At 72.0% G+C, this 25,088-nt stretch carries 17 protein-coding genes, 1 tRNA gene and 1 pseudogene; 13 read left to right on the plus strand and 6 right to left on the minus strand.

The annotated features are described in order from the left end of the window. The first annotated feature begins 26 nt into the window (after positions 1–26). Positions 27–1,088: a cell division protein ZapE gene (gene zapE, locus OG618_RS11095; RefSeq protein WP_329487181.1), complete on the plus strand. Its 1,062-nt coding sequence runs from the start codon at positions 27–29 to the stop codon at positions 1,086–1,088. On the opposite strand, the gene OG618_RS11100 is transcribed toward zapE, so the two are convergent. Both OG618_RS11100 and rpsA read right to left on the minus strand, forming a co-directional pair. Next, entirely contained in the window at positions 1,089–3,305 is a 2,217-nt protein-coding gene (locus OG618_RS11100; protein ID WP_329487182.1) for an MMPL family transporter, read from the minus strand. It lies immediately after the preceding gene. Between the two features lie 252 nt (positions 3,306–3,557). Further along, positions 3,558–5,048, minus strand: a complete 1,491-nt coding sequence (gene rpsA / locus OG618_RS11105) for a 30S ribosomal protein S1 (RefSeq protein WP_329487183.1) — start codon at positions 5,046–5,048, stop codon at positions 3,558–3,560. 412 nt (positions 5,049–5,460) lie between these two features. Here rpsA and OG618_RS11110 point away from each other — a divergent pair, with 412 nt between their 5' ends. Then, entirely contained in the window at positions 5,461–6,315 is an 855-nt protein-coding gene (locus tag OG618_RS11110; protein ID WP_329487184.1) for a class I SAM-dependent methyltransferase, read from the plus strand. A gap of 142 nt (positions 6,316–6,457) precedes the next feature. Continuing rightward, entirely contained in the window at positions 6,458–8,995 is a 2,538-nt protein-coding gene (gene hrpB / locus OG618_RS11115) for an ATP-dependent helicase HrpB (protein ID WP_329487185.1), read from the plus strand. Between the two features lie 66 nt (positions 8,996–9,061). Here the strand turns inward: hrpB and OG618_RS11120 are convergent, their stop codons facing one another. Then, the gene (locus OG618_RS11120; protein WP_329487186.1) at positions 9,062–10,279 is read right to left on the minus strand and encodes a DUF3103 family protein; all 1,218 of its coding nucleotides are present in this window, start codon (positions 10,277–10,279) and stop codon (positions 9,062–9,064) included. Between the two features lie 224 nt (positions 10,280–10,503). Further along, positions 10,504–13,203: a DNA polymerase I gene (gene polA / locus OG618_RS11125; protein ID WP_329492072.1), complete on the minus strand. Its 2,700-nt coding sequence runs from the start codon at positions 13,201–13,203 to the stop codon at positions 10,504–10,506. Positions 13,204–13,571: 368 nt separating this feature from the next. On the opposite strand from polA, the gene OG618_RS11130 reads away from it, so the two are divergent. The 6 genes from OG618_RS11130 (at position 13,572) to OG618_RS11155 (ending at position 20,427) form a co-directional block, all read left to right on the plus strand. Continuing rightward, positions 13,572–14,051 (plus strand): PaaI family thioesterase, encoded by a 480-nt coding sequence (locus tag OG618_RS11130; RefSeq protein WP_329487187.1) that lies wholly within the window; start codon positions 13,572–13,574, stop codon positions 14,049–14,051. A gap of 586 nt (positions 14,052–14,637) precedes the next feature. Beyond that, positions 14,638–15,864, plus strand: coding sequence for a branched-chain amino acid ABC transporter substrate-binding protein (locus OG618_RS11135; protein WP_329487188.1), 1,227 nt, complete (start codon positions 14,638–14,640; stop codon positions 15,862–15,864). Positions 15,865–15,993: 129 nt separating this feature from the next. Next, positions 15,994–16,923, plus strand: coding sequence for a branched-chain amino acid ABC transporter permease (locus tag OG618_RS11140; protein WP_329487189.1), 930 nt, complete (start codon positions 15,994–15,996; stop codon positions 16,921–16,923). Between the two features lie 5 nt (positions 16,924–16,928). Next, the gene (locus tag OG618_RS11145; RefSeq protein WP_329492073.1) at positions 16,929–18,863 is read left to right on the plus strand and encodes a branched-chain amino acid ABC transporter permease; all 1,935 of its coding nucleotides are present in this window, start codon (positions 16,929–16,931) and stop codon (positions 18,861–18,863) included. A gap of 8 nt (positions 18,864–18,871) precedes the next feature. Then, a complete protein-coding gene (locus OG618_RS11150; protein ID WP_329492074.1) occupies positions 18,872–19,714 on the plus strand; it encodes an ABC transporter ATP-binding protein in 843 nt (280 codons plus the stop codon). Then, a complete protein-coding gene (locus OG618_RS11155; protein ID WP_329487190.1) occupies positions 19,711–20,427 on the plus strand; it encodes an ABC transporter ATP-binding protein in 717 nt (238 codons plus the stop codon). Before OG618_RS11150 ends, OG618_RS11155 begins: the two co-directional genes overlap by 4 nt. Positions 20,428–20,508: 81 nt before the next feature. On the opposite strand, the gene OG618_RS11160 is transcribed toward OG618_RS11155, so the two are convergent. After that, positions 20,509–21,198 (minus strand): ANTAR domain-containing response regulator, encoded by a 690-nt coding sequence (locus OG618_RS11160; RefSeq protein ID WP_380394343.1) that lies wholly within the window; start codon positions 21,196–21,198, stop codon positions 20,509–20,511. A gap of 62 nt (positions 21,199–21,260) precedes the next feature. Here OG618_RS11160 and OG618_RS11165 point away from each other — a divergent pair. The 3 genes and pseudogenes from OG618_RS11165 to OG618_RS11175 all read left to right on the plus strand — a co-directional run bounded on the left by OG618_RS11165 (position 21,261) and on the right by OG618_RS11175 (position 22,229). Next, positions 21,261–21,344: transfer RNA gene (locus OG618_RS11165), tRNA-Leu, on the plus strand. A 99-nt stretch (positions 21,345–21,443) separates the two neighbouring features. Further along, a pseudogene (locus OG618_RS11170) lies at positions 21,444–21,590 on the plus strand (helix-turn-helix domain-containing protein); the annotation flags it as partial. A gap of 165 nt (positions 21,591–21,755) precedes the next feature. Next, positions 21,756–22,229, plus strand: coding sequence for a hypothetical protein (locus OG618_RS11175; protein ID WP_329492410.1), 474 nt, complete (start codon positions 21,756–21,758; stop codon positions 22,227–22,229). A 45-nt stretch (positions 22,230–22,274) separates the two neighbouring features. On the opposite strand, the gene pyk is transcribed toward OG618_RS11175, so the two are convergent. Continuing rightward, complete coding sequence (gene pyk, locus OG618_RS11180; RefSeq protein WP_329487191.1) at positions 22,275–23,705, minus strand: pyruvate kinase; 1,431 nt, start codon at positions 23,703–23,705, stop codon at positions 22,275–22,277. A gap of 266 nt (positions 23,706–23,971) precedes the next feature. On the opposite strand from pyk, the gene OG618_RS11185 reads away from it, so the two are divergent. After that, complete coding sequence (locus OG618_RS11185; RefSeq protein ID WP_329487192.1) at positions 23,972–25,063, plus strand: hypothetical protein; 1,092 nt, start codon at positions 23,972–23,974, stop codon at positions 25,061–25,063. The last annotated feature ends 25 nt before the right edge of the window (positions 25,064–25,088 follow it).

Genomic DNA, 25,088 nt, shown 5'->3' on the forward strand with positions numbered 1-25,088 from the left:
CTGACGTCCTGCTAGGGTCCGAACCCGTGACAGACAGGGCTCAGCAGCAGTACGAGGCCATGCGGGGCCACTTCCACCGGGCCGCCGAGCAGCGCGGCTTCGTGCTCGACCCCGCGCAGGAACCGCCGGTCGAACGGCTCAGCCGGCTCGCGGGCGAACTGGCCCGCCCGACCTGGCGGCTGCGGCAGCCACCACGGCACCTCTACCTCTGGGGACCGGTCGGCCGCGGCAAGAGCTGGCTGGTGGACACCTTCCTCGACGGCCTGCCCACCCCGCGCAAGCGCCGGCTGCACTTCCACGACTTCTTCCGCCGGCTGCACGAGGGCGTCGCGCAGGAGTCCCACGCCCACCGGGAGGGCTCCGCGGTCGACCGGGCCGTCGACGAGCTGCTCGGGGACTGCCGGCTGCTGGTCTTCGACGAGTTCCACGCCCACGACGCGGGCGACGCCATGCTGGTCGCCCGTCTGTTCACCACCCTGCTCAACCGCCGGACCACCCTGGTGACCACGTCCAACTACCCGCCCGACGGGCTGATGCCGGACCCGCTCCACCACCACCTCTTCGAGCCGACGATCAGGCTGATCACCGAACGGATGGACGTCCTGGGCGTCTGCGGGGCGGTGGACTTCCGGCGGCAGCCGCGCGCCGAGGACGCCCGGCAGCGCTTCCCCCGCGGCGCCCGGCTGCTTCCGGGGACGGAGCGGGCCGCGGGCCTCACACCGCCCCGGCCCGAGGAGGCCACCGCGGTGACGGCGCACCACCGCGCGCTGCCGGCCCGGGCGGTCCGCGACGACCTGGTCTGGCTCGGTTTCGACGAGCTGTGCGAGGGCCGCACCGCCGTACCTGACTACCTGGTGCTCGCCGAGCGCTTTCCCACGCTCGTCCTGGACGGTGTGCCGCCGCTGGCCACCGCCTCCTCCGACGCGCGCCAGCGCTTCGCCAACCTGGTCGACGTCTGCTGCGACCGCGACACCCGCCTGGTGCTGATCGGCGCCGACCCGCTCGCCGGACTGCCCGCCGGCTCCGGTCTGCTGCGCGACCTCGACCGCACCACCAGCCGGCTCGCCCTGCTCCGGCAGCCCGGCTGATCAGGTGTTCGCACCCACCCCGGCGCCGGCCAGGTCGTGGACGGGGGCCCGCGGCACCGGCAGCACGGCCGGCTCGATGGCCGGCAGTTCGACGTGCTCGCTGAGGCCGAACCGCCGGTGCAGCCGCCGCAGCGGAGCCGGGGCCCACCAGTTGAACTCGCCGAAGAGGCTCATCGCGGCGGGCACCAGCAGGCAGCGGACCAGGGTGGCGTCCACCGCCACGGCGACGGCCAGCGCGATGCCCATCTGCTTGACCATCAGCATGTCGCCGAGCGCGAATCCGGCGAAGACGATCACCATCAGCAGGGCCGCCGAGGTGATGATCTTCCCGCTGCGCTGGACGCCCAGTTCGACCGCCCGGGTACAGCTGTGCCCCTTGTCCCGCAGTTCCTTGATCCGGGCGAGCAGGAACACCTCGTAGTCCATCGACAGGCCGAACGCGAAGGCGAAGACCAGCACCGGGATGAACGTCTCCAGCCCGCCCGTGGGGCTGAAGCCGAGCAGACCGCTGAACCAGCCGTCCTGGAAGACCAGGGTGAGCGCGCCCAGGGAGGCGCCGAGCGAGAGCAGGTTCATCAGCAGGGCCTTGACCGGCATCACCAGCGAGCCCGTCATCAGGAAGAGCAGCACCAGCGTCCCGAGCGCCACCAGGCCGAGCGCGATCGGGCCCCGGGTGAGCAGTTCGTGCTGGAAGTCGACCACCGAGGCGGCCCCGCCGGTGACGTAGGTGGTGAGCCCGCTCCGGTCGGCGCGCAGCTCCTTGACCACCTGTTCGGCCTCGGCGCCCTGGGGATCGCCGTGCACCAGCACGTCGACGGTGGAGAGCCGGTCGCCGACCGGGGTCACCGCCCGGACGCCGTCCACTCCGGGCAGCTTGGCGACCACGTCGTCCGCGTACGCCTGGGCCACCGGCGCGCCGCCCTCGACGACCACGGTGATCGGGGCCTGGGCGGACTGCGGGAAGCGCTGGTCGATGGTCTCGGCGACCTGCCGGCCGGCCGAGGAGGCGGGCAGCACGGCGGCCCCGGAGGTCCGCATGTCGGCGTGCAGGAACGGCGCCCCGGCGGCCATCAGCAGCGCGGTGCAGGCGAGGGCGACGGGGACGGCGCGCTTGCGGACCCGGCGGACGGTGCGGCTGAAGAATCCCTCGTCGGGGACGGGCGCGCTCGGTGCCTTGATCCGGCTCCCGGCGAAGCCGAGCAGCGCGGGTATCAGGGTCAGTGCCGCCGCCACGGCGATCACCACCACGCTGACTCCGGCGGCGGCGACCGCGCCGAGCACCGGGCTGGTGAAGACGAAGAGGCCGGAGAGCGCCACGGCGACGGTCAGTCCGGAGAAGGCCACCGTCCGGCCCGCGGTGGCGGCGGTCCGTTCGACGGCGGCGGCGATGCCCGCGCCGTGCCCGCGTTCCTCGCGGAAACGATTCACCATGAGCAGTGCGTAGTCGATCGACAGGCCCAGTCCCAGCACGGTGGCGATCGGCAGCACGCTGGTGTCGATGTCCATGATCCTGCTGAACCCGAACATGGCCAGCAGCGCGCCGCCCACCGAGGCGACCGCGCCGATCACCGGCAGGCTGGCGGCGGCCAGGCCGCCGAAGACCAGCACCATGACGACCAGGGTGAGCGGCAGGGTGACGATCTCGCCGAACCGGGTGTCCTTCTCGGTCTGCTTCTTGACCTCCTGCTCCAGCACGAGGTCGCCGCCGACGGTGACCTCGGCCCCGTCCGCCCGGATCCCGGCGAGGCGCTGGCCGACGGCGTCGGTCTGCGCGGCGGTGCTGCCGTCGGCCATCCGGACCGAGACCAGGCCGGCGTCGCCGTCGGCCGAGCGCAGCGCGGCGGCGGCCGGGCCGGGGCCGTAGGCGTCGCTGACCGAGGAGACCCCCGGCAGTGCGGCGATCTCGGCGGTGGCGCGGGTGACGGCGTCCCGGACCCCCGGGTCGTCGACGGGCCTGCCGTCCACCACCGCGGTCACCGTGCCCCGGGCCGGGTCGGCCGCGGTGACCACCGCGCTGCCGCGGTCGGCCTCGGAACTGGCCGAGGAGGCACCGGCGACGGACCCCTCGAACACCCGGCCGCCGATCAGGACCCCGACCACCAGGACGACGGCCCAGAGACCGAGGACCCACCGCCGGTGCCGGAAGCAGAACCGGCCGAGGGCAGCGAGCCGCCCGTCGACCTGACGGCCGGCGGACGTGCGGATGGGGGGTGTCACTGCGGTGCTACGGCGCATGTGCGGGGGTGCCTAGCGTGCGGGGCCGGAGTGAACGACCCGTCGGGCAACTCATCCCAAGGTAGGGCCTAGGTCCTGAATCACCCATAGGCACCCGATGAGCCCCTTATCACAAAAATCCAGCGGATAAGGAACAAATAAGTGAATGCCCAAAACAATGAGCCCCACCCGGAGTTCCGGGTGGGGCTCATCGGTCAAGCGGCTATGCGCAGGGCACTAGCCAAGGGCGAGAGCTCAGCTCTGGCCGCCCGCCAGCTTCTCGCGCAGGGCAGCCAGGGCCTCGTCCGAAGCGAGAGCGCCGGAGCCCTCGTCGCTGCTGGAGGAGTACGAGCCACCGGCGGCGGCGGCGACAGCGTCGCCACCCTCGGCAGCGGCCTCGGCGTCGGCCTCGCGGCTCTTGATGACCTGGGCCTGGTGCTGCTCGAAGCGGGACTGCGCCTCGGCGTACTGGCGCTCCCACTCCTCACGCTGCTTCTCGAAGCCGGGCAGCCAGTCGTTCGCCTCGGGGTCGAAGCCCTCCGGGTAGATGTAGTTGCCCTGGTCGTCGTACGAAGCGGCCATGCCGTACAGGGTCGGGTCGAACTCGACCTCGGCCGGGTTGGCACCGAGGGCCTCGTTGGCCTGCTTCAGCGAGAGGCTGATGCGACGACGCTCGAGGTCGATGTCGATGACCTTGACGAAGATCTCGTCGCCGACCTGGACGACCTGCTCCGGGATCTCGACGTGGCGCTCGGCCAGCTCGGAGATGTGGACCAGACCCTCGATGCCCTCGTCCACGCGGACGAACGCACCGAACGGAACCAGCTTGGTGACCTTACCCGGAACGACCTGGCCGATCTGGTGGGTACGGGCGAACTGCTGCCACGGGTCCTCCTGGGTCGCCTTCAGCGACAGGGAGACGCGCTCGCGGTCCATGTCAACGTCGAGAACCTCGACGGTGACCTCCTGGCCGACCTCGACAACCTCGGACGGGTGGTCGATGTGCTTCCAGGACAGCTCGGAGACGTGAACCAGACCGTCGACGCCGCCGAGGTCCACGAACGCACCGAAGTTGACGATCGAGGAGACGACGCCGGAGCGCACCTGACCCTTCTGCAGGGTGGTGAGGAAGGTCTGGCGGACCTCGCTCTGGGTCTGCTCCAGCCAGGCACGGCGGGACAGGACCACGTTGTTGCGGTTCTTGTCCAGCTCGATGATCTTGGCCTCGAGCTCCTTGCCCACGTAGGGCTGGAGGTCGCGGACGCGGCGCATCTCGACGAGCGAGGCCGGCAGGAAGCCACGGAGGCCGATGTCGAGGATGAGACCACCCTTGACGACCTCGATGACGGTACCGGTGACGATGCCGTCCTCTTCCTTGATCTTCTCGATCGTGCCCCAGGCGCGCTCGTACTGAGCACGCTTCTTGGACAGGATGAGACGACCCTCCTTGTCCTCCTTCTGGAGAACCAGGGCCTCGATGTTGTCCCCGACGGAGACGACCTCGTGCGGGTCGACGTCGTGCTTGATCGAGAGCTCACGGGACGGGATGACGCCCTCGGTCTTGTAACCGATGTCGAGGAGCACCTCGTCACGGTCGACCTTCACGATGACGCCCTCGACGATGTCGCCATCGTTGAAGTACTTGATGGTCTCGTCGATCGCGGCGAGGAACGCTTCCGCGTCGCCGATGTCGTTGACCGCGACCTGCGGGGTGGTGCTGAGGGAGGAGTCGGTGGGGCTCGTCATTAGGAAAAGGGCTCCGGTACGGACATGAAGTCGTAGGTAATGCCACGCGGAGGGCCCGTATCGCTCCCACCGAAAGCCGGACAGCCAAGAACACGGCGCACCGAAACATCCCGCACAGCGAGAAATCGATGTCCGTCTTGCGACCGTGGGGTCTTCGACAGATGCGAGCGCGACCTGCTCCGTCCGAGGCGCGCAGGCCCGCAGCGCAACTTGTAGCATACGGGGACGGCCAGGCACGGTCAACGCCAAGGGCGCCAAGACGGTGGAGGCCGGTATGGATCAGGCCATATCCTCCGATTGCGCACCTATGGTGGCGGCCGCAGGAAGCCCTTCCCCGGATGCCACCGCCTGGATCCGGGCCCTGACGGGCCGGCTCGCGGCAGCGGCGCTTCCGCAGACCACACCCTACGCGATGGGCTCTATCACCGTGGCCACCACCCCCCTGTCCGACCCGCATGATCTTGACGACGACGGCGACGACGCGCTAAGGCGCGAGGCCGAGGCCGGCGAGAGCAGCCGGGCCAGCCGGCACTGGTGGGACCGCAACGCGGACGAGTACCAGGACGAGCACGGCGAGTTCCTCGGCGACGACCGCTTCACCTGGTGCCCGGAGGGCCTGGACGAGGCCGACGCCCGACTGCTCGGGGAGGTCGCGGACCGCCGCGTCCTGGAGATCGGCGCCGGCGCCGCCCAGTGCTCCCGCTGGCTGGCCGCCCGGGGCGCCCGGCCGGTCGCGCTGGACATCTCGCACCGCCAGCTCCAGCACTCCCGCCGGATCGACCTCGCCCGCGGCGGCACGCCCGTACCGGTGGTCCAGGCCGACGCGGCGGTGCTGCCGTTCGCCGACGGCGCCTTCGACCTGGCCTGCTCGGCGTACGGGGCGGTGCCGTTCAGCGCCGACACCGGCGCGCTGATGCGCGAGGTGCACCGGGTGCTGCGGCCCGGCGGGCGCTGGGTGTTCTCGGTGACCCACCCGATCCGCTGGGCGTTCCCGGACGAGCCCGGCGTCGAGGGGCTGACCGCCACCGCCTCGTACTTCGACCGCACCCCCTACGTCGAGCAGGACGAGCGGGGCCGGGCCACCTACGTCGAGCACCACCGCACGATCGGGGACCGGGTGCGCGAGCTGGTCGGCGCCGGGTTCCGGCTGCTGGACGTGGTGGAGCCGGAGTGGCCGGCCGGACTCGACCAGGAGTGGGGCGGCTGGTCGCCGCTGCGCGGGCGGCTGATCCCGGGCACGGCGATCTTCGTCTCCGAACGGGACTGAGCGGGCCGCCGGGGCTGTCGGACCGGCGCCCGTCGCGGCCGGGCCGGGGAGTCGGGGCCGCCGTGGCCGGGCCGGGCCGGGCAGTCGGGGCCGTCGCGGCCGGGCCGGGCCGGGGAGTCCGGGAGTCGGGGAGACTGTCCGGGTGAACCCCGCCTGGCGCGATCTGCCCGTCCGTACCGCCCTGCCGGCCCTGCACCGCGCGCTCGACCGGCGCGGGGTGGCCGCGCTGGCCGCCCCGCCCGGCACCGGCAAGACCACCCTGGTGCCGCTGGCCCTCGCCGGGCTGCTCACCGAGGAAGGCGACCGCCCGGTCCGCCGGGTGCTGGTCGCCGAGCCGCGCCGGCTCGCGGTGCGGGCGGCGGCCCGGCGGATGGCCTGGCTGCTCGGCTCGACGGTGGGGGCCGAGGTCGGCCACACCGTGCGCGGCGAGCGCCGGGTCGGGCCGGACACCGTGGTCGAGGTGGTGACCACCGGCGTCCTGCTCCAGCGCCTCCAGCGCGACCAGGAACTGCCCGGGGTGGACGTGGTGGTGCTGGACGAGTGCCACGAACGGCACCTGGACGCCGACACCGCGCTCGCCTTCCTGCTGGACGTCCGGGCGGCGCTGCGGCCGGAGCTGCGGATCGTCTGCGCCTCGGCGACCTCGGACACCGCCGCCTGGGCCGAACTGCTCGGCGGCGCCGAGGGCCCGGCGCCCGTCGTCGAGGCGCACGGCGTCTCGCACCCGGTCGACGTGGTGTGGGCGCCGCCGCCCCGGGCCGTCCGGCCCGCGCACGGCACCCGGGTCGACCCGGCGCTGCTGGAGCACGTCGCGGCCACCGTCCGGCGGGCGCTCACCGAGTGCCGGGGCGACGTGCTCTGCTTCCTGCCCGGCGTCGGCGAGATCACCCGGGTCGCCGGGCTGCTCGCGGACGCCCCGGCGCAGCTGCTCCAGTTGCACGGCCGGGCCCCGCAGTCGGTGCAGGACGCGGCGCTCGCGGCGGGCGAGGGCCGCCGGGTGGTGCTGTCCACCGCCGTCGCCGAGTCCTCGCTGACCGTGCCGGGGGTGCGCGTCGTGGTCGACGCCGGCCTGGCGCGCGAGCCGCGCACCGACCACGCGCGCGGCCTGGCCGGCCTGGTGACCGTCCGGGCCTCGCTGGCCGCCGCCCGGCAGCGCGCCGGGCGGGCCGGGCGCGAGGCGCCGGGCACCGTCTACCGCTGCTGGGCGGAGGCCGAGGACGCCCTCGCCGCGCGCTGGCCGACGCCCGAGATCGCGCTCGCCGACCTGACGCCGTTCGCCCTCCAGGCCTCCTGCTGGGGCGACCCGGACGCGACCGGGCTCGCGCTGCCCGACCGGCCCCCGGCCGGGGCGATGGCCGCCGCCCGGCAGACCCTGCGGGCGCTCGGCGCGGTGGACGCCGACGGCCGGGCCACCGCGCGCGGTGTCCGGCTGGCCCGGACGGGGCTCCACCCCCGGCTCGCCCGCGCCCTGGTGGACGGCGCACCGGCGGTCGGCGCGCGGCGCGCCGCCGAGGTGGTGGCCCTGCTGTCGGAGGAGCCGCCGCGCGCCCTCGGGGACGACCTGGGCGCCGTGCTGCGGACCGTCCGGGACCGCCGCGACCCGTACCCGGGCCGCTGGCGCGAGGAGGTGCGGCGACTGCTGCGCGGGGTGGACGGGAGCCCGGCGACCCCGCTGCCGGACGCGACGGCGGTCGGGCTGGTGGTGGCGCTGGCCTTCCCCGAGCGGATCGCCCGGGCCCGGGTGGAGAAGCCCGAACCGGGAGCCCGCAGCCCGTACCTGATGGCCTCGGGCACCGCCGCCGAGCTGGCGCCGGGCACCGCGCTCGGCTCGGTGCCCTGGCTGGCCGTCGCGGCGGCGGACCGGCCGGCCGGCTCGCCGTCCGCGCGGGTGCTGCACGCGGCCGCACTGGACGAGGAGACGGCCCGGCTGGCGGGGGCCCCGCTGCTGACCACCCGGGAGGAGGTGCGCTGGGACGTCCGGCGCCGCGAGGTGACCGCCCGGCGGGTGGAGTCGCTGGGCGCCGTCGAGCTGGCCGCGGCGACACTGGACCGGCCCCGACCGGCGCTGCTGCGGGCCGCGCTGCTGGAGGGGCTGGCCCGGGAGGGCGTCGGTGAGCTGCTGAGCTGGCCGGCCGGGGCGGCCGGCCTGCGCGAGCGGCTGGCCTTCCTGCACGCGGCGCTCGGCGAGCCCTGGCCGGCGGTCTCGGACGAGGCCCTGCTGGCCCGGGCGGACGACTGGCTGGAGCCCGAACTCTCGCGCGCCCGGCGGCGCTCCGACCTCGCCCGGATCGACACCGCGGGCGCCCTGCAGCGGCTGCTGCCCTGGGCGGGCGGCGCGGCCGGGCGGCTCGACGAACTGGCGCCGGAGCGGATCACGGTGCCGTCCGGCTCCCGGATCCGGGTCGACTACAGCGGCGAACGGCCGGTGCTGGCGGTCAAGTTGCAGGAGCTGTTCGGCTGGGCCGCCGCGCCCGCGCTGGCCGGCGGGCGGGTGCCGCTCACCGTCCACCTGCTCTCCCCCGCCGGGCGCCCGGCCGCCGTGACCGGCGACCTCGCCTCGTTCTGGCGCGAGGGCTACCGGGCCGTCCGGGCCGAGCTGCGGGGCCGCTACCCGCGCCACCCGTGGCCGGAGGACCCGAGCACCGCCGAGCCGACCCGGCGCCTGAACGCCCGGCGCTGACCGCCCGGGTGGCCGCCCGCGGGGTCGCGCCCCGCGGGCGGCCGCCCGGTCGGAACCGTCGGAACGTCAGAACTGCTCGACGAAGTACGGCTCGACGGTCATCCAGCCGTTGCCGCGGGCCCCGTTGAGCCGGCCCGAACTGGTCCGGGCGAGGGTGTACCAGGACTCGACGTAGTCCGGGTCGTCGACCCACCAGGAGGTCGGCAGGGCCGCCAGGACGGCGTTGACCAGCGGGATGTAGGCACCCTGGTCGGCGATGGTGAGCAGGACGGCGGCCACCGCCTGGGCCAGCGCCAGGTAGTTGGTGTCGCCGTCGTCCTCCATCAGGACGACGTCGGCCAGGTTGTACTTGTAGTTCGACCAGTTCACCAGGATCTGGTTCGGGTAGTACACCGTGCCGTCGTACTGGAGGTACGGCATGGCGACCGAGTCGACCCGGACCTTGCCGTCCTGGCCGAAGCCGGTCACCAGGCCGAACATCTCGGCGGCGCCCTTGAACCAGGACTCCTCGTCGTCGGCGACCTCGATGCCACTGATCTTGGTGGCCCACCAGCCGCCGGCCGCCTGCGCCGCGCCCGGTCCCTGCGCCGTCGCCGGCCCGTTCGCCGCCCCAGGCCCCTTCGCCGCGGCGGCACCGCCGGCGGTGTCGAGACCGCGTGCGGCGAACTCCCGCTGGAGGACGGCCATACCGGCGGCCAGCGTCCTGGCGGTGTCGATGTCCACCAGGTAGACCGGCTGCCCGGGCACCGCCGCGGCGTCGAGCGCGTGGGCCCGGCCTGCGGTGTCGTAGGCGCGGACGGTGCGGGCGTGGTCGTCGGCGACGGCGGTGGCCACCAGCGGCGCGGCGCCCGCGTCCAGCGCGGCCCGCATCGACGGGTCGGCCAACTGGACGCGCAGCAGCGGGCCGAGGTCGCCGAGGCCCTTGGCGGCGGCGATCCGGCGGTCCGCCTGCGCGGTGGTGGCGGCGAGCCGGCCGGCGGGGCCCTGGGCGGCCGCGGCCAGCGGGCCGAGGTCGGCGGCGCCGGAGGCCGCGTCGGCGGTCGCGGACCGCAGCCGGTCACGCAGCGCGGCGTCGGTGAGGGCGCCGGCCAGCGCGCGGGCGACCTCGTCCTCGATCGCGGACACCTGGGTGGCGGTGGCGATGGCCCGGGCGGCGGGCGCCTGGGCGGGAGCGGTGGGGTTCGGTGCCGGGGCCGGGGCGGCCAGCGCCTGGCCGGCGCCGAGCGCCAGCAGCGGCAGGGCCGCGAGGGCCACGACGGCGCGCCGCAGAGGGGGCACGGACATGAGGGGATCTCCAGACTCGTCGGGTGAGGCGTCGGAGCGGGTGGAGCGGCACGGCGCGCGGATCATGGACGTCGGTGCCATGACAAGTGAAGAGCTCTCCTGACGCCGGATCAACCCCCGGTACGAAGCAATCGCCCGCCGGACGGCCCGGTCGGCCGCCGGACGGCGAGAAGGCGGTGGGCGCGGCCCGATCCGGACCGCGCCCACCGCCTTCTCGCCGGCCGTCAGTGCGCGGCGGCCTCCCAGTTCGCGCCGACGCCCACCGAGACGTCGAGCGGGGCGCGCAGCGGGTAGGCACCGGCCATCTGCGCGCGGACGATCGCCTCGACCTGCTCGCGCTCACCGGGCGCCAGCTCCAGCACGATTTCGTCGTGCACCTGGAGCAGCATCCGGGAGGTGAGGCCGGCGGCGGTCAGCGCCTCGTCCACCCGGAGCATGGCGATCTTGACGATGTCGGCGGCCGAGCCCTGGATCGGGGCGTTGAGGGCCATCCGCTCGGCCATCTCGCGGCGCTGGCGGTTGTCGCTGTTGAGGTCCGGCAGGTAGCGGCGACGGCCGAGCAGGGTCTCGGTGTAGCCGGTGGCGCGGGCCTCGTCGACGACCCGGCGCAGGTAGTCGCGCACGCCGCCGAAGCGCTCGAAGTAGGTGTCCATCAGGCCCTGGGCCTCGGCGGGCTTGATGCCGAGCTGCTGGGAGAGCCCGTACGCGGAGAGCCCGTACGCCAGACCGTAGGACATCGCCTTGATCTTGCGGCGCATCTCGGCGTCCACCGCGTCGCCGGGGACTTCGAAGACCTGGGAGGCGACGGTGGTGTGCAGGTCCTCGCCGGTGGCGAAGGCCTCGATCAGGGCCTCGTCCTCGGAGAGGTGGGCCATGATGCGCAGTTCGATCTGGGAGTAGTCGGCCGTCAGCAGCGCCTCGTAGCCCGCGCCGACGACGAAGGCGCGGCGGATGGCGCGGCCCTCCTCGGTGCGGACCGGGATGTTCTGCAGGTTCGGGTCCTGCGAGGAGAGCCGGCCGGTGGCGGCGACCATCTGGTTGAAGGTGGTGTGGATCCGGCCGGCCGGCGAGACCGTCTTGAGCAGGCCCTCGACGGTGGTGCGCAGCTTGGCCTGGTCGCGGTGGCGGAGCAGGATGACCGGCAGCTCGTTGTCGGTCTGGCCGGCCAGCCAGGTGAGCGCGTCGGCGTCGGTGGTGTAGCCGGTCTTGATCTTCTTGGTCTTGGGCAGGGCCAGCTCGCCGAAGAGGATCTCCTGGAGCTGCTTGGGCGAGCCGAGGTTGAACTCGTGGCCGGCGGCGGCGTGCGCCTCCTCCACCACGCGCTGGATCTCGGTGGCGAACTGGGCCTCCAGGCCGGTGAGCCAGGGGCGGTCGGCGGCGATGCCGGTGCGCTCCATCCGGGCCAGCAGGGCGGCGATCGGCAGCTCCATGTCGCGCAGCAGCTCGGTGGCGCCGACCTCGGCGAGGCGGGTGTCGAAGAGGGCGGCGAGGTCGAGCACGGCGCGGGCCTGGAGCATCAGCGCCTGGGCGCGGGCGGCCACCGCGTCGACCTCGTCCGGCTCCTCGGGGGCGTCGAAGGCGAGCTGGCCGCTCTCGGCGACCGCGGCCGGGGCGAGCGAACGGGCCAGGTACTCCTCGGCGAGCACCTCCAGGGTGAAGGTGCGGCGGCCGGGCTTCTCCAGGTACGCGGCGAGGGCGGTGTCGGCGACGACGCCCGCGATCGTCCAGCCGCGCTCGGCGAAGGCGCGCATCACCTGCTTGGCGATGTGCAGGGCCTTGGGGGCGGCCGGGTCGGCCAGCCAGTCGGCGAAGGCGCGTTCGTCCTCCTCGGCCAGCAGCGCCGGGTCGAACCAGGCGGCGGTCTCGCCGGCGGCCAGCGCGATCTCGGTGACCTCGCCGGTGCCGAGCGCCCACCGGTAGACGGCGGCCAGCGCGACCGGGGCCTTGCCGTCGGAGTGCCCGCGCAGCCACCCGGCCAGCGTGCCCGGGTCGGTGAGCAGTTCGCCGTCCACCTCGACGCCGGGGGCGAGTTCGACGGCGGCCTCGGGCTCGGCGGCGGCCGGGTCGATGCCGAAGACCCGGTCGCGGAAGTTGGCGTTGCGGAACTCCAGCGACTCCATCAGACCGGCGACCGCCTCGCGGTCGAACGCGGCGCGCTCCAGGTCGGCGACGGCGAGCGGGAGTTCGACGTCGCGGACCAGCTCGGTGAGGACGCGGTTGCGCTTGACCGAGTCCAGGTGGTCGCGCAGCTTCTCGCCGATCTTGCCCTTCACCTCGTCGGCGCGGGAGACGAGTTCGTCGAAGGAGCCGAACTGGTTGACCCACTTGGCGGCCGTCTTCTCGCCGACGCCCGGGATGCCGGGCAGGTTGTCGGACGGGTCACCGCGCAGCGCCGCGAGGTCGGGGTACTGGCGGGGAGTGACGCCGTACTTCTCGGCGACCTTCTCCGGGGTGTAGCGGGTGAGCTCGGAGACGCCCTTGGTCGGGTAGAGGACGGTGATGTGGTCGGTGACCAGCTGGAGCGAGTCCCGGTCGCCGGTGACGATGTCGACGTCGAAGCCGGCCGCCTCGGCGGCGGTGGCCAGGGTGGCGATGATGTCGTCGGCCTCGAAGCCCTCGACCGTCATCCGCGGCACCCGCATGGCGTCCAGCAGTTCGCCGATCAGGCCGATCTGGCTGCGGAACTCGTCCGGCGTCTTGGCCCGGTTGGCCTTGTAGTCGGGGAACTCGACGGAGCGGAACGTCTGCCGGGAGAGGTCGAAGGCCACCGCGAGGTGGGTGGGCCGCTCGTCCCGGACGGTGTTGGCGAGCATCGAGGCGAAGCCGTACACCGCGTTGGTGGGCTGGCCGGTGGAGGTGTTGAAGTTCTCCACGGGCAGCGCGTAGAACGCCCGGTAGGCCATCGAGTGCCCGTCGAGCAGCATCAGCCGGGGCCGCGCCCCGCCGCCACCCGCCGCGCCCTTGTCCGTACTCTGCGTAGCCACGTCAACGTCCGTTCCTGCCGATTCCACTACCGGCCACCGATCCTATGGCCCGGCACCGACAAAAAGGGCGCCGCGCGGTCCGGGCGCCGGGCCCGCGGGGTGCGGCGCCCGGGGGCGCGCCCGCGCAGGCGCGCCCGCGCGGGAGCAGCCGGGTCCGGCCGGCGGGGGGACGGGTCCCGGCCGGCGGGGGAACGGTCCGGGCGCACCCGCCACGCCAACTCCCCCACGCGATCACTACCGCCGAGTAGGACGGTCGTACGATCGCAGGCAGCACGACGACGTGACCCCCGAGCGGCAGGAGCTCCCCCATGACCGAAGCGGCCCCCGGCGCGACCACCCCCGAACCGGCCCCCGCCCTGAACATCCCGCAGGAGGTGCTGGACCACTTCGCGAAGCTCGGCGTCGACCCGGCCACCTTCTCCGGCGGCCGCCTCGGCGACAAGCTCGGGATCCGGGTCGTCGAGGCCTCCGGCGACCGGGTGGTCGGCACGATGCCGGTCGAGGGGAACCAGCAGCCGTACGGGCTGCTGCACGGCGGCGCCTCGGCGGCGCTGGCCGAGACCCTCGGGTCGGTCGGCGCGATGCTGCACGCCGGCCCCGGCCGGTACGCGGTGGGCGTGGACCTGAACGCCACCCACCACCGCTCGGCCACCTCCGGCCTGATCACCGGGGTCGCCACCGCCGTGTTCAAGGGACGCACCGCCGCCACCTACGAGATCGCGATCACCGACGACACCGGCAAGCGGATCACCAGCTGCCGCCTGACCTGCATGCTCCGCGACCTCTGACGCCCCGTCGGCCCGGCCGACCCGTCAATGGCCCGCCGGTCGGGCCGACCGATCATCAATTCCCTTGTCCGCCCCCTTGTTTGACCTTCGACTGCCCTGGGCAGGCGTTGGTCCAGACAAGGGGGCGGACGCGTTTGCGCGCACTGCGAGGGATGTAACACTGCGTAACAAGTAGGAAATCCGAACTTTCGACCGCTTCCGGACCCGCATCGACCCGGGGGCGCTTCGCCATTCCCGGGAATGTCCGATATTCGGACGCACACGCCCGACACCAGCACGGCGGACAGTCGTGTCCGATTATCGGTGAGGCCAGGAGTCACCCGCAATTCTGGCCCTTACATGCACCTACCAGCGGGTAGACGCCCGTCAGTACAGGATCGATCGGGCCAGAACGACCACATAGTGAGACGGTCGCTCCGTGTGCTCATAACAAGAGAATCACAGCCTCGCCACAGCACTGCCCGAGCCGCCCAGAGGCATCTAGAGTCACGGCCAGTCACCGCGCCACCGGATTGGGCCAGGCCCATTGCGCATCCCGGCTCCCGCCACTCAGGCGCGGCGCCCTCCTGAACCGAAGGGGACCCCTGTGCGTCACCGTTCAGCAGTTGTCGTGAGCATTGCCGTGATCGGCGCCCTCAGCATCAGCGCCTGCGGATCCCGCGGCGAGAAGAAGTCCGGGGACGGCAACGCCGGGGCCACCACCGTCACCATCGGCGTGGACGCGCCGCTCACCGGCGACCTCTCCGCCCTCGGCCTCGGCATCCGCAACTCCGTCGAGCTCGCGGTCAAGCAGGCCAACGAGAAGAACGAGGTCCCCGGCGTCAAGTTCGAGATCAAGGCCCTCGACGACACCGGCAAGCCCGCCCCGGGCCAGCAGAACGCCACCCAGCTGGTCGCCGACAAGAACGTCATCGGCGTCGTCGGCCCGCTGAACTCCAGCGTCGCCCAGTCGATGCAGCAGATCTTCAACGACGCCAACCTCGTCCAGATCTCCCCCGCCAACACCGGCGTCGCGCTCAGCCAGGGCGAGAAGTGGGCCAGCGGCGACAAGGCCCGCCCCTTCAAGTCCTACTTCCGCACCGCCACCACCGACGCCGTCCAGGGCCCCTTCGCGGCCCAGTTCCTGGCCAAGGACGCCAAGAAGACCAAGGTCTTCCTCATCGACGACCAGAAGACCTACGGCGCCGGCCTCGCCGCCACCTTCAAGGGCGAGTTCGTCAAGCAGGGCGGCACCATCGTCGGCGAGGAGCACGTCAACCCCGACGACCGCGACTTCGCCGCCGTCGTCACCAAGGTCAAGAGCTCCGGCGCCGAAGCCGTCTACTACGGCGGCGAGTACCCCGCCGCCGGCCCGCTCTCCCTCCAGCTCAAGGACGCCGGCCTCACCATCCCCCTGATGGGCGGCGACGGCATCCAGAGCGGCGACTTCATCAAGCTCAACCCCAAGAGCGCGGGCGACTACGCCACCGCCGTCGGCCTGCCCGTCGAGGCGCTCCCCACCGCCGCCAAGTTCATCGCCGACTACAAGACCGCCGGCTACAAGGACGCCTACGAGACCTACGGCGGCTACTCCTACGACAGCGGCTGGGCGATCATCGAGGCCGTCAAGAACGTCGTCAAGGACAACGGCGGCAAGCTCCCCAGCAACCCCCGCGCCAAGGTCGTCGAGGCCGTCCAGAAGGTCTCCTTCGACGGCGTGACCGGCAAGGTCTCCTTCGACGAGTTCGGCGACACCACCAACAAGCAGCTCACCGTCTACACCGTCAAGGACGGCAAGTGGGCCGTGGAGAAGTCCGGCACCTTCAGCGGCTGACCTGACCACCCGTCAGGCACAGTCCGGAACACCGGAGTCATCCCGCGCGGGGGCGCCACCAGTGCCCCCGCGCGCGCCCACATCCCCCACCCACGCGGACTTCACGCAACGCACAACGGAGGCCCAGCGGTGCACGACCTACCGCAGCAGCTGGCCAACGGCCTGATCCTCGGCGCCCTCTACGGGCTCGTCGCGATCGGCTACACGATGGTCTACGGCATCGTCCAGCTCATCAACTTCGCCCACGGCGAGATCGTCATGGTCGGCGGCTTCGGCGCCCTGACCGCCTACCTCGCCCTCCCCGGCGGCACCACACTCTGGCTGGCCCTACCGCTGATGCTGATAGCCGGCATCCTGGTCTCCACGCTCACCGCCGTCGCCGCCGAGCGCTTCGCCTACCGGCCGCTGCGCACCGCGCCCCGACTGGCCCCCCTGATCACCGCGATCGGCCTGTCGATCGTCCTGCAGCAGCTCGTCTTCTCGTTCTACCCCGACGCGAAGAAGGCCCGGGTCTTCCCGAAGATCCCCGGCGACCCGTTCGAGCTCGGCTCCGTCACCGTCCAGCGCAGCGACATCTTCCTGATCATCGCCGCCCCGCTCTGCATGCTCGCCCTCGGCTGGTTCGTCACCCGCACCCGCTCCGGCCGCGCCATGCAGGCCACCAGCCAGGACCCCGACACCGCCAAGCTCATGGGCATCGACACCGACCGGATCATCGTCATGGCCTTCGCCATCGGTGCCGCGTTCGCCGCCGTCGCCGCCGTCGCCTACGGCCTGCGCAGCGGCCAGATCGACTTCCGGATGGGCTTCCTGCTCGGCCTCAAGGCCTTCACCGCAGCCGTCCTCGGCGGCATCGGCAACATCTACGGCGCCATGCTCGGCGGCGTCGCCCTCGGCCTCGCCGAAGCCCTCGCCACCGGCTACATCCAGCACCTGCCCGGCATGCACCTCTTCGGAGGCGGCGCCTGGAAGGACGTCTGGGCCTTCGTACTCCTCATCCTCGTCCTGCTCGTCCGACCCCAGGGCCTGCTCGGCGAACGCGTCGCGGACAGGGCGTGAGCACCATGACCACCACCTCGACCACCGAGACCACCCCGGTCATCCCGCTGCCGGCCCGCGCCGCCGCCATCCTCACCGGACTCGGCGCCCTCGCCACCGCCGGCTCCGCCCTGATGTCCTGGACGTACACCGACGAGTTCCCCGGCGACCTCACCTACTACGGCTCCCCCGCCGGCCTCCAGTGGCTCGCCCTCACCGCGGGCCTGCTCACCCTCGCCCTGCTGCTCGCCACCCACGGCGTCCGCGGCCTGCGCTGGGCCGCCCCCACCCGCAGCCACAACGCCGTCCTGCTCGCCGCCGCCGGCGCCTTCGCCGTCAGCTGGTTCTCCGTCATCGCCATCGCGGTCGACCTCGGCGGCCTCGCCAACCTCGACCCCGGCGGCTGGGTCGCCGCCCTCGGCTCGCTGCTCGCCGTCGTCGGCACCCTCGGCCTGCCGCTCGACCGGCGCACCCACGTCCCGGTGCGGATCCTCGACCGGCGGCTGTTCCTGCTCCTCCCCGCCGCCCCGGTCGTCTGGTTCGCCACCCACGCCGTCCCCGAGGACAAGCCCGTCGCCCCGGTGCTGACCGCCCTCGCCGGCGCCCTGGTGATCGCCGCCGCCGCCGTCCTGCTCCTGCAGATCGGCCACCTCGCCAACAGCGGGCTCCGCCTCGGCACCGTCGAGCGGCCACTGCCCGCCGCCCGCGAACTGCCCTCCTGGGCCGAGGTCCTGCTCATCGTGCTGGCCTTCGCCATCGGCCTGTTCGCGATCACCTTCGGCATCGACACCGAGTACGGCGAACTCTTCACCGCCTACCTGCTGCTCGCCGCCGCCGTCGTCCCCGCCCTGGCCAAGGGCGGCCTGCTGGCCCGGCTGCGCGCGCTGACCGTCAAGTACCGCCCGGTCACCACCGGCGCCGCCTTCGCCGCCGCCGCCAGCTTCCCGTTCACCCAGACCAGCGACCAGTACACCTCGGTCGCCGCCAACATCCTGATCTTCGCCACCGTCGCCCTCGGCCTCAACATCGTCGTGGGCCTGGCCGGCCTGCTCGACCTCGGCTACGTCGCCTTCCTCGGCGTCGGCGCCTACGCCGCCGCCCTGGTCTCCGGCTCCCCCGCCTCGCCGATCCACGTCCAGTTCCCCTTCTGGGCCGCGATGCTGACCGGCGCCGTGGTGTCGATGATCTTCGGTGTGCTGATCGGTGCCCCCACCCTGCGGCTGCGCGGCGACTACCTCGCCATCGTCACCCTCGGCTTCGGCGAGATCTTCCGCATCACCATGCTCAACCTCAACGGCACCACCGGGCCCAAGATCACCAACGGCTCGAACGGCATCCCGCGGATCCCCGACCTCCAGATCCTCGGCTTCGACCTCGGCAAGCCGCACACCGTCCTGGGCGTCGAACTCGGCCGGTTCTCCAACTACTACCTGCTGATGCTCCTGGTCACCGCCTTCGTCGTACTGGTCTTCGCCCGGGTCGGCAACTCCCGCATCGGCCGCGCCTGGGTCGCCATCCGCGAGGACGAGACCGCCGCCGAGGCCATGGGCATCAACGGCTTCCGGCTCAAGCTCCTCGCCTTCGCCCTCGGCGCCTGCCTCGCCGGCCTCGCCGGCACCGTCCAGGCCCACGTCAGCTACACCGTCACCCCCGACCAGTACACCTTCGCCGAGGCCCTGCCGCCCAACTCCGCCTTCCTGCTCGCCGCCGTCATCCTCGGCGGCATGGGCACCATCAGCGGCCCGCTGGCCGGCGCCACCCTCCTCTTCCTCATCCCGAAGAAGCTGGAATTCCTCTCCAACTACCAGCTGCTCGCCTTCGGCATCGCCCTCATCGTGCTGATGCGCGTCCGCCCCGAAGGGCTCATCCCCAACCGGCGCAACCAGCTGGAATTCCACGAGGCCGCGATCCCCGCGCAGCTCTCCGGCGACACCGTCGCCCTCACCAAGGCAGGGGCGTGACCAGCCAGATGACCACCACCGACGCCCCCGCCGCCGTCTCCGGGCCCGGCCCCGCCAAGCCCCTGCTCGAAGTCTCCGGCGTCACCATGCGGTTCGGCGGCCTCACCGCCGTCAACAACGTCTCCCTCACCGTCGGCGAAGGCGAGATCATCGGCCTGATCGGCCCCAACGGCGCCGGCAAGACCACCTTCTTCAACTGCCTCACCGGCCTCTACGTCCCCACCGAGGGACGCGTCGCCTACCGCGGCACCGTCCTGCCGCCCAAGCCCCACCTCGTCACCCAGGCCGGCATCGCCCGCACCTTCCAGAACATCCGGCTCTTCGCCAACATGACCGTCCTGGAGAACGTCCTCGTCGGCCGGCACAGCCGCACCAAGGAAGGCATCTTCTCCGCCATCCTCCGCGGCCCCGGCTACCACCGCGCCGAAGCCGAGAGCCGCGCCCGCGCCATGGAACTGCTGGCGTTCACCGGACTCGCCGACAAGGCCGACCACCTCGCCCGCAACCTCCCCTACGGCGAACAGCGCAAGCTGGAGATCGCCCGGGCCCTCGCCTCCGACCCCGGCCTGCTGCTCCTCGACGAGCCCACCGCCGGCATGAACCCGCAGGAGACCCGGGCCGCCGAGGAACTCGTCTTCGCCATCCGTGACAAGGGCATCTCCATCCTCGTCATCGAGCACGACATGCGGTTCATCTTCAACCTGTGCGACCGCACCGCCGTCCTGGTCCAGGGCCAGAAGATCGTCGAAGGCGACCGCGAGACCGTCCAGAGCGACGAACGCGTCATCACCGCCTACCTCGGCGCACCGCTCGAAGGCACCGCCCCCGCAGCAACGGAGACCGACCAGTGACCGCACTCCTCGAGGTCAAGGACCTCCGCGTCGCCTACGGCAAGATCGAAGCCGTCAAGGGCATCAGCTTCACCGTCAACCAGGGCGAGGTCACCACCCTGATCGGCACCAACGGCGCCGGCAAGACCACCACCCTGCGCACCCTGTCCGGCCTGCTCAAGCCCACCGGCGGCACGGTCACCTTCGACGGCCAGGCCCTCACCACCGTCCCCGCCCACAAGATCGTCGCGCTCGGGCTCGCCCACTCCCCCGAGGGCCGGCACATCTTCCCGCGGATGACCATCGAGGAGAACCTGCTGCTCGGCGCGTTCCTGCGCACCGACACGGCCGGCATCGCGGCGGACGTCGAGCGGGCCTACGGCCTCTTCCCGATCCTCGGCGAGCGGCGCAAGCAGGCCGCCGGCACCCTGTCCGGCGGCGAGCAGCAGATGCTCGCCATGGGCCGGGCACTGATGTCCCAGCCGAAGCTGCTGATGCTGGACGAGCCCTCGATGGGGCTCTCCCCGCTGATGATGCAGAAGATCATGGCGACCATCGTGGAGCTGAAGGCTAGCGGCACGACCATCCTGCTGGTCGAGCAGAACGCCCAGGCGGCGCTCTCGCTGTCCGACCAGGGCTACGTGATGGAGACCGGCCGCATCGTGCTCAAGGGCACCGGCGCCGACCTCCTGCACGACGAGTCCGTGCGGAAGGCCTACCTCGGCGAGGACTGACCTCCCGCCCGACAGGCACGTGGAAGGGCCCGGCAGCGTGCGCTGCCGGGCCCTTCCACGTGCCTGTCGGCCCACGGGCCGCTACTGCTCGCCCTTGGCCTCGTCGGCCTTCTTCTTGTCCTGGGCCTCGCCCTCTTCGATCACGGCCTCCGCGACCGCGGCCATCGTCATCCGACGGTCCATCGAGGTCTTCTGGATCCACCGGAACGCGGCCGGCTCGTTCAGCCCGAACTTGGTCTGCAGCACGCTCTTCGCCCGGTCCACCAGCTTCCGGGTCTCCAGCCGCTGGGTGAGGTCCTGGATCTCCTCCTCCAGCGTCCGCATCTCGGTGTACCGGGAGACGGCCATCTCGATCGCGGGGACCAGGTCACTCTTGCTGAACGGCTTCACGATGTACGCCATCGCGCCCGCGTCCCGCGCCCGGTCCACCAGCTCGCGCTGCGAGAACGCGGTCAGCATCAGCACGGGCGCCAGGTGCGCCTCGTGGATCTGCTCGGCGGCGGAGAGCCCGTCCAGGACGGGCATCTTCACGTCCAGGATCGCCAGGTCGGGCCGCAGCTCCTCGACCAGCTTCAGCGCCGTCGCCCCGTCCCCGGCCTCGCCGACGACCGTGTACCCCTCCTCTTCGAGCATCTCCTTCAGGTCGAGGCGGATCAACGCCTCGTCCTCGGCGATCACAATTCGGGTGATCTGGGGCATGTCGGTCTCAAGCGGCTCTGCCTGCTCGTCGGCGGTGCTCACGGGGCTCCTCGTTCCGGCGGGGTACTGCATCAATGAGGGTACCTACACCCACCCGCGGACGCGCACGCGGTATGCTGTCGCAGTCGCACCCGGCCGGGTTGGCGGAATAGGCTTACGCGGATGTCTCAAACACATCTGTCCGAAAGGACATGCGGGTTCGAATCCCGCACCCGGCACTTCAAGCGGTATTCCCGCTGAATGAGGAATTCACCGGATCCGGTGGATGATCGCGGGATCTCCCGAATGTCACCCGAGCAGCGGACACGCTGAGCGACATGGCTTCCCCCTCAGCACGCGAACAAGCCGTCCGCCTCCTTCGCCAAGGCGTCCGCAACGCCGACGTAGCACGGAGGCTCGGCGTCCCACCCGGCACCATCTCCTGGTGGAAACACGAAGATCTTGCCAAGCACGGTACGCCTCCCGGGCGCAAGCGGTCGACCTGCGTCCATTGCTACGGAGACGGGATAAACCGCTCCGCTTACGCCTACCTACTCGGCCTCTATCTGGGCGACGGCCACATCAGCCGACCCAAGCAGCACCGCACGGCGAGCCTGTCCATCTCCTGTGACGACAACTGGCCGGGAATCATGGATTCCGCCGAGAAGGCCATGCGCGAGGTGATGCCGCGCAACAGGCCGTGCCGCGTCCGCCGAACCGGCTCCCACGACGTGAAGCTGTACTCCCAGCACCTGACCTGCTACTTCCCCCAGCACGGCGCCGGCAGGAAGCACGAGCGCCTCATCGCCCTGCAGCCGTGGCAACAGGAGATCGTCGAAGCCCACCCGTGGGAGTTCCTGCGCGGCCTGATCCACTCCGACGGCTGCCGCATCACCAACTGGGCGACCCGCACCGTCAACGGTGTCGTCCGCCGCCACGAATACCCGCGCTACTTCTTCACCAACACCTCGACCGACATCATCGCCCTCCTCACCTCGACCCTCGACGCCGTCGGCGTGCGGTGGAAGACCTCCGTCCCTCGCCCCACCGGCCAGGTCAACGTCTCCATCGCTCGCAAGGCCTCCGTCGCCCTCATGGACGCCCACATCGGCCCCAAGTACTGATGGCGGCGCGCTCCCCCGGAGCGCGCCGCCATCGGCGAAGCCCGGTCAGCTGTCCAGTGTCCCCACGTGGTGGACGCGGACGAGGTTGGTGGAGCCGGCGAGGCCGGGTGGGGAGCCGGCGGTGATGACGACGATGTCGCCCTTGCGGCAGCGGCCGAGGGAGAGCAGCGCGGCGTCGACCTGTTCGACCATCTCGTCCGTGGTGGCGGCGAAGGGGCCGAGGAAGGTCTCCACGCCCCAGGTGAGGGCGAGTTGGCTGCGGACGGCCGGTTCGTAGGTGAAGGCGAGCACCGGGATCGGCGAGCGGGAGCGGGAGAGCCGGCGGGCGGTGTCGCCGGACTGGGTGAAGGCGATCAGGTACTTGGCGCCCAGGAAGTCGCCGATCTCGGTGGCCGCGCGGGCGACGGCGCCGCCCTGGGTGCGCGGCTTGGTGCCGGCGGTGAGCGGCGGGAGGCCGTCGGCGAGGACGTCCTGTTCGGCGGCCTCGATGATGCGGCCCATGGTCCGGACCGTCTCGACGGGGTACTTGCCGACGGAGGTCTCGCCGGAGAGCATCACCGCGTCGCTGCCGTCGAGGACGGCGTTGGCGACGTCGGAGGCCTCGGCCCGGGTGGGGCGGGAGGCGTTGATCATCGAGTCCAGCATCTGGGTGGCGACGATGACCGGCTTGGCGTTGCGCTTGGCCAGCTTGACGGCGCGCTTCTGGACCATCGGGACCTGTTCGAGGGGCATCTCCACACCCAGGTCGCCGCGGGCCACCATGATGCCGTCGAAGGCGTCCACGATGGATTCCAGGTTCTCGACCGCCTGCGGCTTCTCGATCTTGGCGATGACCGGGACGGAGCGCCCCTCCTCCGCCATCACGCGGTGGACGTCCTCGATGTCGCGGCCGCTGCGGACGAAGGAGAGCGCGATCAGGTCGGCGCCGGTCCGCAGGGCCCAGCGCAGGTCGGCGATGTCCTTCTCGCTCAGCGCGGGTACGGAGACGGCGACGCCGGGGAGGTTGAGGCCCTTGTGGTCGGAGACCAGGCCGCCCTCGACGACGGTGCAGCGGACCAGCGGGCCGGCCACCTCGACGACCTCCAGGGTGACCCGGCCGTCGTCGACGAGGATCCGCTCGCCGCTGGTGACGTCGGCGGCGAGGCCCGGGTAGGTGGTGCCGCAGATGTTCTGGTCTCCGACGACGCCCTTGTCGGTGGAGATCGTGAACTCGTCGCCGCGTTCGAGAAGTACCGGACCTTCGGCGAAGGTCTCCAGTCGGATCTTCGGGCCTTGAAGGTCGGCGAGCACGCCGACGCTGCGGCCGGTCTCGTCGGCGGCCTTGCGGACCCGGCGGTAGCGCTCCTCGTGCTCGGCGTGGGAGCCGTGGCTCAGGTTGAAGCGGGCGATGTCCATCCCGGCGTCGACCAGCGTCTTGATCTGGTCGTACGAGTCGGTGGCTGGCCCGAGAGTACAGACGATTTTTGCTCGGCGCATACCCCTGAGCGTAGGCATTACCGGCGCGTAACATCGACGCCCGTCCGACCGGCGGGATGACCTTTGCAGGAAGGTGAGTTGAACAATCTGACACCCGCTCGGACTGGTGTGCGCGCGGCACCCGGCGGGCGTCCGCCGATGCGATTCCGTGAAGGGGTGTTCACCCCCGGTTCACCACGCCTTCGACCGCCGCTCGCGGCCCGGCGGGACGCTCGTCACCCGGGTGGGAGCCCGGACACGGGTCCGACGAGGGGGAATCGCCCGGTATGAAGCGTGCGTTCGGGGTGATCGCGGCACTGGTGCTGCTCGGCGGGGTGGCGTTCGCGCTGCTCAAACCCACCGGCCAGGACGATCCGGGCTCGAAGGTCGTCACGGTGACCGGCGTGATCGGCTCCGAGAAGCGAGACTTCTTCAAGGATCCGGACGTCGTGGCCGCGCTGGCGGAACAGGGCCTCAAGGTCGATGTGCAGACCACCGGGTCGTGGCTGATGAGCGAGAGCGACCTCGGCCGGCTCGACTTCGCGTTCCCGGCCAGCCTGTCGCCGGCCGAGGCGATCCGCCGGCAGCTGCAGCTCAAGGACGGGCCGGTCCGCCCGTTCTACTCGCCCCTGGTGGTGCTGGCCCACCGGTCGACGGCCAAGGTGCTGGCGCAGAACGGGCTGGCCTCCCAGGACCAGAACTCCCGGGTGTGGACGTTCAGGATGGACGAGTACGTCAACGTGGTCAGGGCCGGCCGCCGGTGGGAGGAGCTCACCGGCGCGAAGGACCAGGCGGACCTCAGCGGTGCGGTCTTCATGACCACCACGGACCCCGCCGAGTCCTCCTCCGGGGCGCTGTACCTCGCGCTGGTCTCCTACCTGCTCAACAACCACCAGGTGGTGTCGAGCGACGCCGAGGTGCAGCAGGTGAAGGCCGTGCTGTCCTCGCTGACCAGCAAGCAGGGCATCCAGAAGAGCAGCAGCGACGAGCCGTTCCGGGACTTCCTCTCGAACGTGGGCAATCCGCTGGTGCTCGCCTACGAGTCGCAGGCGGCGCAGCTGGCGGTGGAGGGCAAGGGGACCGGCGACATGGTGGTGCTGTACCCGGACACCACCATCTCCTCCGACCACACCATCGTCGGGCGCACGGCGGCCGGGCAGAAGCTGGCCGCGCTGCTGAACGACGACCAGAAGCTCCGCAAGCTGGAGGCCAGGTACGGGTTCCGGCCGCAGTCGGATCCGGCCGCCTTCGGTCTGCAGACCGCCGGGCGGGAGAACCCGGCCTTCGCGGCGGACCTGACGGCGGCGCGGGTGAAACAGGCGCCGGTGCCGTCCTCGGAGGCGCTGGCCAAGCTGGTCGACGCGGCGAAGGGGAAGTGACCGGCCGATGGCGGGCGGGACGGTG

This window comes from Kitasatospora sp. NBC_01246 (genome assembly GCF_036226505.1).
Taxonomy (GTDB): Bacteria; Actinomycetota; Actinomycetes; order Streptomycetales; family Streptomycetaceae; genus Kitasatospora.

What these genes read in the sequence shown, in the direction of transcription:
- rpsA (WP_329487183.1), bottom strand. Translation starts at nt 5,048, where the DNA reads ATGACGAGCCCCACCGACTCCTCCCTCAGCACCACCCCGCAGGTCGCG.
- OG618_RS11110 (WP_329487184.1), top strand. Translation starts at nt 5,461, where the DNA reads ATGGGCTCTATCACCGTGGCCACCACCCCCCTGTCCGACCCGCATGAT.
- OG618_RS11120 (WP_329487186.1), bottom strand. Translation starts at nt 10,279, where the DNA reads ATGTCCGTGCCCCCTCTGCGGCGCGCCGTCGTGGCCCTCGCGGCCCTG.
- polA (WP_329492072.1), bottom strand. Translation starts at nt 13,203, where the DNA reads ATGCTGCTCGACGGGCACTCGATGGCCTACCGGGCGTTCTACGCGCTG.
- OG618_RS11130 (WP_329487187.1), top strand. Translation starts at nt 13,572, where the DNA reads ATGACCGAAGCGGCCCCCGGCGCGACCACCCCCGAACCGGCCCCCGCC.
- OG618_RS11145 (WP_329492073.1), top strand. Translation starts at nt 16,929, where the DNA reads ATGACCACCACCTCGACCACCGAGACCACCCCGGTCATCCCGCTGCCG.
- OG618_RS11150 (WP_329492074.1), top strand. Translation starts at nt 18,872, where the DNA reads ATGACCACCACCGACGCCCCCGCCGCCGTCTCCGGGCCCGGCCCCGCC.
- OG618_RS11160 (WP_380394343.1), bottom strand. Translation starts at nt 21,198, where the DNA reads ATGCAGTACCCCGCCGGAACGAGGAGCCCCGTGAGCACCGCCGACGAG.
- OG618_RS11175 (WP_329492410.1), top strand. Translation starts at nt 21,756, where the DNA reads ATGGATTCCGCCGAGAAGGCCATGCGCGAGGTGATGCCGCGCAACAGG.
- pyk (WP_329487191.1), bottom strand. Translation starts at nt 23,705, where the DNA reads ATGCGCCGAGCAAAAATCGTCTGTACTCTCGGGCCAGCCACCGACTCG.
- OG618_RS11185 (WP_329487192.1), top strand. Translation starts at nt 23,972, where the DNA reads ATGAAGCGTGCGTTCGGGGTGATCGCGGCACTGGTGCTGCTCGGCGGG.